Origin of the sequence: Algibacter ulvanivorans (genome assembly GCF_048381495.1) — a bacterium.
GTDB lineage: Bacteria > Bacteroidota > Bacteroidia > Flavobacteriales > Flavobacteriaceae > Algibacter_B > Algibacter_B ulvanivorans.
In genome coordinates this window covers 229,872-243,884 of record NZ_JBLWGD010000001.1, presented here as the reverse complement: position 1 = coordinate 243,884, position 14,013 = coordinate 229,872, and the positions used below count along the sequence as shown (strand labels likewise).

Below are 14,013 nucleotides of genomic sequence, written 5' to 3'. Positions count from 1 at the left end.
AACATGAATAAAAGCCCGACCCTTGTGGTAACGCCACAAAAAAATATTTATAAAATGAATAAAAAAATTATAGGACGTGTTGATGTTGTTGATTTCCCAAAACTAGGGTTATTTAATATTGATGTAAAAATGGATACTGGTGCGTATACATCGACCATACATTGCTCTGAAATTATTGAAATTGATAATGCATTACTTTGCATTTTTAATAGTAGTGTGCATAAAAACTTTGGTAAAACCGAAATTATTTTTGATGCTTTTTGGCGTACAGATGTAAAAAGTAGTAATGGTTTTAAAGAAAATAGATATAAAGTAAAATCTGAAGTTATATTTTTTGGTAAAACATATAAGATTAACTTAACTTTAAGCACTAGAGACGCTATGAAGTTTCCTGTTTTAATTGGTAGGCAATTTTTAAGTCATAAATTTATGGTTGATGTAGATTTAGAAAACGTTTCTTTTAATATTAAGCAAGCAGTAAAATGAATATTGTAATACTATCTAGAAACGCAAATTTGTATTCTACAGAGCGTTTAATTGAAGAAGGTGAAAAAAGAGGTCATATAATTGAAGTGATTGACCCCTTAAAATGCGACATTATTATAGAAAAAGAAAAGCCTACCATATATTACAAAGATAGGTATCTAGATTATGTTGATGCTATTATACCCAGAATAGGCGCTTCGGTAACTTTTTATGGTTGTGCTGTGGTGCGTCAATTTGAAATGATGGGTGTTTTTACTATTGTTACTTCTGATGCTATACAACGTTCTAGAGACAAACTTCGAAGCTTACAACGCCTTAGCAAAGCAGGAATTGGAATGCCAAAAACGGTATTTACCAACTATTCTCGCGATGTAGAAGAGGTTATCGAGCATGTTGGTGGTGTACCTGTTATTATAAAATTACTAGAAGGCACTCAAGGTCTAGGTGTTGTTTTGGCCGAAACTAAAAATGCTGCCGAATCGGTTTTAGAAGCTTTTAATGGTTTAGAAGCTCGCGTTATTGTACAAGAATTTATTAAAGAAGCTGGCGGTGCCGATTTACGTGCGCTTGTTGTAGATGGGCAAGTTGTTGGCGCCATGAAACGCCAAGGTAAAGAAGGCGAATTTAGATCGAACTTACACCGTGGTGGTACGGCCAATATTATTAAACTAAATCATGACGAATTAAAATTAGCTATGAATGCATCACGCGCTTTAAAACTTCCTGTTTGCGGCGTAGATATGCTACAATCTAGCAGAGGTCCATTATTATTAGAAGTAAATTCTACACCTGGATTAGAAGGTATTGAAGCCGCTACAGGACGAAATATTGCAAAAGCAATTATTACTTTTATTGAAAAAAACAAAAGATAAATGACGCAAGTAAATAATAACGGTTTAACTATTTTAGGGCAAACCATAAAACCCGGAGAAAGTAAAGAGGTAAATTTTGATGTAGCTAATTTACACACTTCTACCCCTGTAAATATTCCTGTTATTATTGAACGTTCTAAAAAACCAGGACCTACCATTTTATTTACCGCTGGTATACACGGCGACGAGGTTAATGGTGTTGAAATTGTTAGGCAACTTATTGCTAAAAATATAAATAAGCCAAAATGTGGCACTATTATTTGTATGCCTGTAATTAATATTTTTGGGTTTATAAACTTAAAACGTGAATTTCCTGATGGGCGCGATTTAAACCGCGTGTTTCCCGGTAGCAAATCGGGTTCATTAGCAGGTCGTGTTGCTTATAAACTTATTCACGACATTATTCCGCATGTAGATATGATTATCGATTTTCATACAGGCGGATCGGGTAGATTTAACGCACCGCAATTACGCTACTCTAAAGAAAATAAAGAACTTAACGACTTAGCCAAAGTATTTGGCGCACCATTTGTTTTATACTCTTCCAACTTATCTAAATCGTTTAGAACTACTTGCTATAAACTGGGCAAACCATTACTGCTTTTTGAAGGTGGAAAATCATTTCATATTGACGATGTTGTTACAAACTCTGGTGTTAATGGCTGCAAACGCTTACTAAAGCACTTAGGCATGCTTAGGTCTAATTTTAAAGCATCTGTACCTAAAAAAGAAACCGTTTTTATAAACGAAAGTAAATGGCAACGTGCCAAATATTCTGGAATGTTTAAAGCCTCTATACCCATTGGCTCTTTAGTTAAAAAAGACGATATTTTAGGTAACATTACAGACCCTTATGGTAAATTTAATTACTTTGTAAAAGCATCAAACAATGGTTATATAATTAATGTAAACGAATCGCCTATTGTATATCAAGGCGATGCTTTATTCCATATTTCTACAAAACTTAAACGGTAATATATATGACCAAAACAGAACTAAGAAAAACATATAAAGCAAAACGAAAAGATTTATCTGAAAACCAAATTGAAGATTTAAGTTTAGCCATTTCTAACCAGCTTTTAAAATTGCCTATTTGGAATTTTTCTTTTTACCATATATTCCTTTCTATTGTAGAGCACAAAGAAGTTAATACCGATTATATTTTAAACATTTTGTCTGGAAAAGACAAAAACATTCTTATATCTAAAAGCAATTTTAAAACGGGCGGAATGACACATTTTTTGTTAACAGATAATACTGTAATTAAAAAAAACGCATACAATATTCCTGAACCCATTAATGGTATTGAAATTAGTAATGATAAAATTGAAGTGGTTTTTATTCCACTTTTGGCTTTTGATAAAAAAGGAAATCGTGTAGGTTATGGCAAAGGATTTTATGATAAATTTTTAAGCAATTGCAAACCAGAAACCATTAAAATTGGCTTATCTTTTTTTGAAGCAGAGAATAAAATTACAGATACCTTTGATGGCGATATAGCTTTAGACTATTGTGTAACAGCAAATAACGTTTACAAGTTTTAATTTACTCTTTAGGAAATGCTTTTTTATTAAACACAATTAACATAATAAAACCTGTACTTATTGCCATATCGGCAATATTAAAAACAGGATCGAAAAAACTAAAACGTTTTCCGGCATAAAACGGAAACCATTCTGGCAAATCTACCTCGAATAGCGGAAAATGAAGCATATCTACAACTTTACCATGCAATAAACTATCGTAACCTCCAGCTTCTGGTAAAAACTGCGCTACTTGATTATAACTATCGTCAAACAAAATGCCATAAAATACAGAATCAATAATATTACCTAAAGCGCCAGAAAATATTAAAGCTATTGCAATAATTAATATTTTAGAACGCTGCTTATTTGTAGCATCGAACAACCAATAACCAATACCAAAAATAGCAACTATTCTAAAAGAGGTTAATATTACTTTTGCTGTTCTGTCTGAAATAAAGGACACAAAATCGCTAATTTTTGTTCCCCATGCCATACCATCGTTTTCAACAAAAATGATTTCGAACCAACTAAAAACATCTATACTTTCTTGAAGTACAAAGTTTGTTTTTATGTAAATTTTACTAACCTGATCGATTAATAAAATAACAAGAATTATTAAAATAGATTTTTTTAAAGACATTAGCTTAACTTACACCTTTAGCCTTATTTATAGGCTACAATGGTATTAAAATGAAAAACGTCTCGATTTAAACGAGACGTTTCAAATATATAAATTTAAAATAGAATTACGATTGCATATTTTTAGCCTCAATACTTAATGTTGCATGTGGTACTAACTCTAATCTTTTCTTATTAATTAATTTTCCTGTTACACGGCAAATACCATAAGTTTTATTTTCAATTCTTATTAAAGCATTTTTTAGGTCGCGAATAAACTTTTCTTGACGTATAGCTAGTGCAGAATTAGACTCTTTACTCATTACAGCGCTTCCTTCATCAAAAGCTTTAAAAGTAGGCGATGTATCTTCCGTACCATTATTATGGTCGTTCATATATGCACTTTTTATTAACTCTAAATCGTGTTTTGCTTTTTCTATTTTTTCGGTTATTAGCGTTTTAAATTCGGCTAATTCTTGGTCTGAGTATCTTACGGTATTTTCTTCCATAATATTAATGTTTTTTTATGTGCAGTTTGGTATTTACTTCATCAAAAGCAATTTCTATACCATCTTCTAATTTATCAATAATTTCAAGCTTATTTGCTAACGTTTCAGATTTTATATAATCTTTATTCGTATTAATAGCATTTATAATATGCTCGTCTTTTTCAAACGCAATATCAATTTTATCTGTAACTTCAAATCCAGAATCTTTTCTTAAATTCTGTATTCTATTTATCAATTCTCTAGCGATACCTTCGCTTCTTAAATTGTTTGTAATGGTAACATCTAGAGCCACGGTTAAAGCACCTTCATTTGCAACCAACCATCCTTCAATATCTTGCGATGTAATTTCTACATCTGTACGTTCTAAAGTAATACTTTTTCCGTTTACTTCAACGTCTAAAATACCTTTTTGCTCGATGTTTTTAATATCTTCGGGGGTAAAGTTATTAACTAATTGAGCCACAGCCTTCATGTCTTTTCCAAAACGTGGACCAAGTACTTTAAAGTTTGGTTTTATTTGTTTTACCAAAATATCTGAAGCATCTTCTAAAACTTCTATTTCTTTTACATTAACCTCAGATTTTATAAGGTCTGCCACCGCTAAAATTTCTTTTTTTTGTGATTCGCTACTAATAGGAATCATTATTTTTTGCAAGGGTTGTCTTACTTTTATTTTTTCTTTAGCTCTTAATGATAATACTAAAGACGATATGGTTTGAGCGCTTTCCATCTTGTTTTCTAGAGACTTATCAACATAAGCCGGATTAAAAACTGGGAAATTTGCTAAATGCACACTTTCAAAATCTTCTTTTTTGGTAGCTGTATTTAAATCTAAATACAATCTATCCATAAAAAATGGTGCTATTGGCGCACTTAATTTAGCAATGGTTACCATACAGGTATAAAGTGTTTGGTAAGCCGAAATTTTATCTTGCTGGTAATCGCCTTTCCAGAAACGTCTTCTGCTTAAACGTACAAACCAGTTACTTACATAATCTTGTGTGAAATCTGAAATTGCTCTTGCTGCTCTTGTTGGCTCGTAATCGGCATAAAAGCCATCTACTTTTTGAATTAGTGTGTGTAATTCTGAAATAATCCAACGGTCTATTTCTGGGCGTTCATTTAAAGGAATATCGGCTTCACTATAGTTAAAATTATCTAGGTTAGCATATAACTGAAAAAACGAATAGGTATTGTAAAGTGTACCAAAAAATTTACGTTTTACTTCTTCAATACCATCTAAATCGAACTTTAAATTATCCCAAGGGTTTGCATTACTAATCATGTACCAACGTGTAGCATCGGCACCGTAATTACCTAATGTTTCAAAAGGATCGACAGCATTACCAAGGCGTTTAGACATTTTTTGCCCATTCTTGTCTAACACCAATCCGTTTGATACGACGTTTTTATAGGCTACAGAATCGAAAACCATAGTCCCGATAGCGTGAAGTGTGTAAAACCAACCACGGGTTTGGTCTACGCCTTCTGCTATAAAATCGGCAGGATAAGTGGTGCCTTTATCAATTAAATCTTTATTTTCAAATGGGTAATGCCATTGTGCGTAAGGCATAGAGCCAGAATCGAACCAAACATCAATTAAATCGCTTTCGCGGAACATTTTTTGTCCTGTTGGCGATACTAGTACTACCTCGTCTACAATATTTTTATGTAAATCAATTTTAGCATAGTTTTCATCTGAATTGTTTCCTACTTCAAAATCGGCAAAAATATCTTTATCTAAAACTCCCGCTGAAACTGCTTTTTGCATTTCAGATTTTAATTCTTCAACCGAGCCTATACATATTTCTTCTTTACCATCTTCGGTTCTCCAAATTGGCAACGGTATTCCCCAATAACGCGACCGCGATAAATTCCAATCGTTTGCATTTGCCAACCAGTTACCAAAACGTCCTGTTCCTGTAGATTTTGGTTTCCAGTTTATGGTTTCGTTAAGCTCGAACATACGCTCCTTAACATCGGTTACTTTAATAAACCAAGAATCTAACGGATAGTATAAAATTGGTTTATCTGTACGCCAACAGTTTGGATAGCTGTGCTTATATTTTTCTACCTTAAAGGCTTTGTTTTCTGTTTTTAATTTAATGGCTAATTCAACATCGACAGATTTCTCTGGTGCTTCGCCATCATTATAATATTCGTTTTTAACATATTTACCTGCAAACTCTCCTAATTCTGGACGAAACTTTCCTTGTAAATCTACAAGTGGCACCAAGTTACCATTTTCATCTTTAACCAACATAGGCGGAATTTCTGGTGTAGCTTGTTTTGCTACCAAAGCATCATCGGCTCCAAAAGTTGGTGCGGTGTGTACAATTCCTGTTCCGTCTTCGGTTGTTACAAAATCTCCAGAAATAACTCTAAATGCATCTTGCGGGTTATCGTTTGGTAATACATATTTTAATAACTGCTCGTATTTAACCCCAACTAAATCTGCTCCTTTAATTTCGGCTGCTATTAAATACGGTATTTTTTTGTTTTCTTTTGTGTAGCTTGATAATTCTGAAACCGCTTCGGTTTGTTGATATTTACCAGTAAATTGTTTGCCTACTAAGTTTTTAGCAAGTATAACATGTATAGGCTCGAAAGTATATTGGTTATAAGTTGCTACAACAACATAATCGATTTTAGAACCTACTGTTAAAGCCGTATTACTTGGAAGCGTCCATGGTGTAGTTGTCCATGCTAAAAAGTGCAAATTATCAAACTTTTTAAGCGCTTCAGGTAAGGTATTTTCTATAGCTTTAAATTGTGCTACTACTGTTGTATCGGTAACATCTTGATAAGTTCCTGGTTGGTTTAATTCATGCGAGCTTAACCCTGTTCCTGCCTTTGGCGAATAAGGTTGTATAGTGTAACCTTTGTAAATTAAATTTTTATTATAAATCTGTTTTAATAACCACCAAACAGATTCCATATATTTTGGTTTGTAAGTAATATATGGATCGTCCATATCTACCCAATATCCCATTTTTTGAGTAAGATCGTTCCAAACATCAGTATAACGCATTACAGCTTTGCGGCAAGCGGCATTATAATCTTCAACCGAAATGGTTTTACCTATATCTTCTTTTGTAATTCCTAATTCTTTTTCTACACCTAACTCAATTGGCAACCCATGTGTATCCCAACCTGCTTTACGCTTTACTTGGAAACCTTTCATGGTTTTATAACGCGGAAAAATATCTTTAATAGCTCGTGCTAAAACATGGTGTACACCTGGCAATCCGTTTGCAGAAGGTGGCCCTTCAAAAAACACAAATGATTTTTTGCCTTCTCTGGTTGATACACTTTTTTCAAATATGTTATTTTCTTGCCAATATTGTAATATATTACTAGTTACATTTGGTAAGTCAAGTCCTTTATATTCAGGAAATTTCACGCTCATTTCTTCTTAATTCTTATAAGTTCGCGAATTTAATGAATTATCCTTAAAACATGTATTTATGTTATTTAAAATTTTTTATTAGAATACAAATGTTTAAATGTCTTTATTTTAAAAACAACAAAAAGACTACTAGAAAAAGTAGCCTTTTTGTTTATCGTTTTTTATATACTAATTCACTACAATTTTTTTGGTTAATACCTTATTATCTATTGTTCGCATACAAACTATATAAGCTCCAGTTGCTATATTATCGAAACGGACTCCATTTTCTAAGCTTGATTTTGATACGTTTTGTAACTCCATTACACTTTGACCGCGCATATTTATTAATGCCAAGTTTTTAATGTCGTTGTTTAACTTTTTAACATAAAACGTATTACTTCTATTTTCATAGTAAATAAAATTTTCTGTTGTTTTAGCTTCTTCTGCACTTAACGTTTCGGCTTTATTTTGAAAAACAATACTAAATCGTTTATTAAATATGCCTTGGTTTGATGAAAAACTATAAGCTAAATCTTCCCTTAAATTAAAATACGTATCGGTTAAGCTATCGCGTAAATAAACAGCTTGATCTTCGGGCATATTTTGAGTTTCTGAAATTCTTATTTCGAATGAATTATCGCCAGACGAACTAAAGTTTAGCGGCACCACCTTATCATCTGTTATTTTTGAATAGGCTTGAATATTCATATTATACCCATCCAAATCTAAATTTAAATCGTTATTACTTGCCTCGGTATTTTTGGCTTCGTAACCATAATCGAATCCATCGGTTGTAAAATCGCTAAAACCTAATAATAACTCATGGCGTGTTGCTGGCCCTGTAACCGAGTTGAATTCTATTCTTATTTTTTGCATCTCTTCTGCTAATGCGCTCTTGTTAGCATCCTTTTGTGCTGATTTTTTTCCTTTTTTTGATGTTCTTGAAAATACTGAACCAGTATCGTCGCTACCATCGGCATCGGCTTCTTTTATAAACACGCGTTGGCTGTTGTTAAACTCAACTTGACCATCGGCTACAACTTCTACTAAAAACCCTTGTCCTACTGGAAGATAGCGGGTTGGTACTATGGTACCATCTTGACTACCATTATGCGCTCCATAAAAACTAACAAATTGATACGCTCTAATAGAACCCGTTTTATTTACCTGTGCATAACCGCCATGGTATTCGTTAAGATTATGAGAATTACCACCCCATTGCTGCCATAACTGAATATAACCACCATTTGAACCATCTCCTACTACACCCTCGTTATCGTCTAAAAATTTATGAATATCGATAGCTGAAGCATATGGATTTCCTAATAAAAAACTAGTTTTTGATGCATTGGCTACAGAACCTGGTCCTCCTACATCTTTTACATCTACCAATATTGTACCGTTATTAGGCTTGCCTTCAAATATATATTGTTGTTCTGGAGCTGCTGTACCTGTTCCTTTTTGAGTATATCCTATACCAGGCTGAAGTCCTGAAGTTGTACTTATCTGTTCCCAATTCCAATAGGTAACACCATTTTTAAATGTGTACAACCAATATGTACTTATACTACCGTTTCCTGTGTAACTAGATGTGAATTGGCAATTAAAACCTGAATCGTCCTTTATCATATTTAAACTAAAAGGTGAATTGTTAGGGTTGTTATTTGCTGCATTATTATTAATTAAACTTGTTGCACCTGTTGCTCCTACTGGCGATGACCAGTAGTTATACCAATATGGATTTGATGACCCTTCTTGGCGTCTTAATATTTTTCCGGTAGCAGATGTAACTAAGTTGCTATTTATTGTTTGTATTAATTGAGAATCGTTTTCTAAATCTATTGTTCCATTAAGCTCTAAATACCAATTATTTTGAACTAAATGATCACCTTGTACATTTAAAGTTCTATTTGAATCTAATATTAATCCGGATGTTTTTATGTCGTGACTAGCTGTTATATTGTGAGCTACTTTTACAATACACCAATCTTTATTTTTGTCAACATCTTTAATATCCCAAACATTGCCATGTTGCCAAGTTTCTTCAGAACTCCAAGAACCTGGAGACGATGTTACAAATGGCAGTGGAGCTGTTTGAAAGCGCACTTCTTTTATATTATAAAGTTTTGCGCCTGTAGATATTGCTTTTTTCTCTGATGTAATGTCTGCATCAAACTTATCCATCTTATAATAACGTTGTAAGCTTGAACCAGCAAGGCTAGAAATGTCTATTGGCACTATTTTACCTCCTACAAAACCATTACTATCATCTAGTTCTTGATATATCATTTTTTGAATTTCATCTTCAGATAATCCAGCATCAAAAACTCTAATTTCATCTATTTCACCTTTAAAATACTCGCTAGTTAGAACATTTTCTTCTCCTAAAAGTCCTGGTTTTCTACCAATAGTAAAATCTGTACTTGCTGCAGATATTGCTGTTGCTGTACATATATCTTCTTGTTCTCCGTTTACATAAAGCACAAAGTTTCCATTGGCATTATTAAACGAAGCGGCTACATGAACCCATATGTTTTCTGGTAAAACTGTTGTAGATGTTATTGTTGAGCCTCCTGCTGTTGTACTTGCTGTACCATTTGCATTTACTGATAGGTAAAAATTATCTTGACCAACAATACGTCTTTTTCCTGTTGCTCCGGCATCAATTTTTATCCAAGCCATTAAAGTACTACTAGCCCAACTATCTATTACAGGTATATTTTCTGAAATGTAATCGTTTCTACCATCAAAATGTAATGTATAGCTAGCATCTAACTTTCTTGGCGAGCCAAATACACTATTACTTGTATCGAAACCATCTAATATGCCATCTTGATCTGTATCTATAGTGCCATCAATTATACCATTATTATCTGCATCGTAAGCTGCGTAAATGGTTTCTTTAATATCGTAAACACCATCATTATTAGAGTCTAATTCTAAATAATCTGGAATACCATCATTATCTGAATCTAATGGAGTTTCGTAAGCCGCACTACCATGGTCGGAATCGTCAGCATCAGCATCGTTACCATCAATAATGGCCAATAAGCCATCGCCATCGGCTTCATCATCTAAAACAAAGGTATTAATATCCGAGCCATCTCCTTTTCCATCGCCATCAACATCAATATCTCCTTTTCCGTCATACTCTACAGTATCGAAAATACCATCATTATCAGAATCGGCATCGATATAATTAGGGATACCATCGCCATCGGTATCTATCATTGGTGCTCCACCTTCATAAGCATCGTGTACGCCATTACTATTTGCATCTATCCAACCTGTACCAAATAAAGTAGCATCTTTATCTGGATCTGCAAGTCCTAATTCTACAACATTTGGTATACCATCATTATCGTTATCTAAATCGATAGAATCTGGAACACCATCGCCATCTTGATCGCATAGTATTTGTTTTACATAAATATCATCAATAGCAAGGTCATTACCTGGGCCACCATCCTGACTGTTTATTAATTGAATGGTAAATTGAGATGAATTAGTAGTAAAGGTAGTTTCTACATTTATCCAATCGCCATTAGGGTTAGATGGGTCTGTTGGTTGTATTAATCCCGATGTTGTTGTAGGAATTAACGTATTTCCATTAGTGTCGTAAACAGCAATAAGTACTTCTGGTCTATTTCTAGGATTATCGTCCCAAGTTGCTCCACCTGGACAACCATCTATACAAGGGGCATCAGCTCTATCTAAATTTATAATAGAAAAACCGTAGATAACCTCTACTCCTGGTGCTACACCAGTAATATTTGCACTATAAAACACTCCTGGATCGTAACTTGCATTAATTAAAAGCATTCGCCCTGGTTCTGCTCCATCTACGCTATCTGGTGTATGATCGAAACCAGTATACCAAACTTGATCTGACCAAGCAGCCACTTCGCCGTTTGGTGTTTGGTTTGTTCCGTCGCCATTACCTGCGCGATAGTAAATGGTGTAAGACCCATCGCCTAGGTTTGCATCTCCAGAGCACGAACCAGAACCATCTTCGTAACAATACGTTGTTGTAGCGATATCATTATATTCGTTAATAGGTACTCGGTTATAACCCGCTCCAAAGGTTTCGTTTAAAAACACCGTTTCTACTTGATTTGCATAAGCGTATGTTTTACACGAACTATCTTCAGTTGCATCTAATAAGCCATCGTTATCATCATCGCCATCAATATTATCTGGCACACCATCGCCATCGGTATCTGCAAAAGCCTTTATAGCTTCTCCTTCAATATAGAATGTATAATTGTCTTCAGTATCAGCACCATCAACATCGTCATTTAATATTTGAATTGTTGCATTTTTAACTCCAACGGTATCGGGATTAAATGTTATTGTAAATGTGGTAGATTCTCCAATTGCTAAAACAGATATTGCTGGTTGAGTAATTGTAAAATCGCCTGTATTACTTATAAACTGAACAAGTGGAGACCCTGTTAATGTAAGTGGATCGGCTCCATTATTTGTAATTCTATATGTTTTTTTTAATGGAACATCGTATACATCATATTTACCAAAATCGGTATTATTAGATTCGGAAATATCACCAACTCCGGCATCATCAACAATAAGGTTTCCGTTACCTGTAACATCAATTTCTTGAGGCGAATCTGGTCTAATTTGTAAATCGAGTGTATAATCTTCAAATTCTCCTCTTTCATTATTCCAATCGTCATCAGAACAAGGGTTAGTAGGTGTTCCATTTCTTCTTACAGCAACTCGCATTCTTGTTATACCTGTTACCGCATATGATGGAATAAATATAGATGGGCTGTGTGTTTGATTTCTACCTGTCCAACTTAAATTACCATTATTATTCCAAACCATTTCATTGGCGTCTTCAAAATCTCCATCGCCATTAAAATCAATCCAAACAGCATGACCTATGCCATGATAATCTCTATTTCTTAACGTTAAGGTTAGGGTGTGATATTCGTTTTTATATAATATTGTTGAGTTATAGGTATTGTCTTCATAGCCATTATAACCCCGCGTATTATCTGTATTATTAATTGTCCCAAAATTAACACCTCTTACATATACTCTATTACTACTATTACCAACGCTTGGCTGGCAATAATCATGACCTTGTGTTGTAAAATTATTAACTCCAGAAAAAACAGCCGACGAGCTACAGGCAGCAGCAACTCTTACATTATACAATGTAGATTGGTCTAAAAATTCAAGATCTACGGTATTTGTGGTTGATGTAACCGAATCCCAATTAACAAGGTTATTCTTTTTATACTGTATTTCGTAAGAATTAATTCCTATTTGTTCATCCCAAGTTATAGTTGCCGAGTCGGCCTTAATATTAGTAACCGTAACTCCTGTTGGTGCGCTTACTGCATTTAAAGTAATATTTTGTGTTGTTGTTGCCGAATCTCCTGTATTAGTATCGTAATATGTCCATGTTACGGTATAGTTACCTGGTGTTGAATATGTTGTTGCATCTGTTGTTGTTGGTGAAATTACATTACACTTGTATGATATATCTGTTGGAGGTGTTGCTGTATAAGAACAATATGTTGTTACATCTGGAACTGTTGGTGCTATCATAGTTCCTGAATAATTATTTACAGTAACAGTTGTTGTACAAGTGCTGGATTGTGTACCATCATGAACCGTTAATGTGATTAGGTTTTCCCCTAAATCATCACACGTAAAACTAGATTTATCTATAGATAGAGACATTGTACCTACTGCAACACTTGACCCATTATCAATATCTGCTGCTGTTATTGAAGCGTTTCCAAAGGCATCTAGCTCGATTGAAAAATCGTTTTTACATGCTGCTGTTGGTGCTGTTGTAGTTGCATCGCCTCGCAAAATCACATCATCAATATAGTAATTATCATTACCGTTAGCTCCATTAACAAAACTAGAGTTTATTGAAGCTCTAAATGCAGTTGCTGAATCTGGAATAGAAACTTGAAATGGATTTGGGTCTGGGTTTGAATTAGAAAATAACTTTCTATCAGACTCTGGAAGCGGAATTCCTAATAAATACTGTGTATTTGCACCCTGAATTAAAGTTACCGTGTTATTAACCCATGATCCGCCATCAAAATATGAATAATTTAAAACTAAATTTTCATTATCATCTGGGTCTCCTAATGATTGATAGGCTATAGAGAAAGTAACATTAACGTAATTGGTTAAGTTTTTTTCTGCAAACTCTATTACTGGGGCATCATTCCAATAGTTTTTTAATTCTAAACTGTAAGAGTTTGATGCTGGAGTTGTAATATTAGAGTTTACAACCCTAATTATACCATTAGTTGTAGTTGCTATATAATTCCAATTATCTGTACCAACATGTGTTGTTATATTTTGGCTTGGAGGCGCACTTACACCATCTTTATCTGCAACAGCATATTGATAACTAGGGTTACCGTTATGAAATCGTTGACTAGCTATTTCTACTTGAGAAAAACTTTTGCTAGCATATAAAAACAAAAATACAAGCAAAAACAATATTTTAATCGAGGTGTGTAATTCTTTTTCCATTGTTGGCCATTATTAATTTTAGAGCACTAAGCCAAAAACAGCAATAAAACCATATACACCTAGGTTTCAAGCTTTTTTTAACA

8 protein-coding genes are annotated in these 14,013 nt (G+C 33.8%); 4 read left to right on the top strand and 4 right to left on the bottom strand.

Features of this window, described 5'->3' with window-relative positions; translation table 11 throughout:
* The first annotated feature begins 54 nt into the window (after positions 1–54).
* Genes ACNG5D_RS01210 through ACNG5D_RS01195 form a run of 4 tightly spaced genes read left to right on the top strand, consistent with a single transcriptional unit; the run spans position 55 to position 2,902 of the window.
* The gene (locus tag ACNG5D_RS01210; RefSeq protein WP_418181671.1) at positions 55–486 is read left to right on the top strand and encodes an ATP-dependent zinc protease family protein; all 432 of its coding nucleotides are present in this window, start codon (positions 55–57) and stop codon (positions 484–486) included.
* Positions 483–1,358, top strand: a complete 876-nt coding sequence (gene rimK / locus ACNG5D_RS01205; RefSeq protein ID WP_418181670.1) for a 30S ribosomal protein S6--L-glutamate ligase — start codon at positions 483–485, stop codon at positions 1,356–1,358. Before ACNG5D_RS01210 ends, rimK begins: the two co-directional genes overlap by 4 nt.
* Positions 1,359–2,333, top strand: coding sequence for a succinylglutamate desuccinylase/aspartoacylase family protein (locus ACNG5D_RS01200; RefSeq protein ID WP_418181669.1), 975 nt, complete (start codon positions 1,359–1,361; stop codon positions 2,331–2,333).
* Between the two features lie 5 nt (positions 2,334–2,338).
* Positions 2,339–2,902, top strand: coding sequence for a 5-formyltetrahydrofolate cyclo-ligase (locus ACNG5D_RS01195; RefSeq protein WP_418181668.1), 564 nt, complete (start codon positions 2,339–2,341; stop codon positions 2,900–2,902).
* Between the two features lies 1 nt (position 2,903).
* Here the strand turns inward: ACNG5D_RS01195 and ACNG5D_RS01190 are convergent, their stop codons facing one another.
* The 4 genes from ACNG5D_RS01190 to ACNG5D_RS01175 form a co-directional block, all read right to left on the bottom strand.
* A complete protein-coding gene (locus ACNG5D_RS01190; RefSeq protein WP_418181667.1) occupies positions 2,904–3,524 on the bottom strand; it encodes a lipoprotein signal peptidase in 621 nt (206 codons plus the stop codon).
* A gap of 106 nt (positions 3,525–3,630) precedes the next feature.
* Positions 3,631–4,011: a TraR/DksA family transcriptional regulator gene (locus ACNG5D_RS01185; protein WP_418181666.1), complete on the bottom strand. Its 381-nt coding sequence runs from the start codon at positions 4,009–4,011 to the stop codon at positions 3,631–3,633.
* Between the two features lie 4 nt (positions 4,012–4,015).
* Positions 4,016–7,420: an isoleucine--tRNA ligase gene (ileS, locus tag ACNG5D_RS01180; RefSeq protein WP_418181665.1), complete on the bottom strand. Its 3,405-nt coding sequence runs from the start codon at positions 7,418–7,420 to the stop codon at positions 4,016–4,018.
* 168 nt (positions 7,421–7,588) lie between these two features.
* Positions 7,589–13,930: a LamG-like jellyroll fold domain-containing protein gene (locus ACNG5D_RS01175; RefSeq protein WP_418181664.1), complete on the bottom strand. Its 6,342-nt coding sequence runs from the start codon at positions 13,928–13,930 to the stop codon at positions 7,589–7,591.
* Positions 13,931–14,013 lie beyond the last annotated feature (83 nt).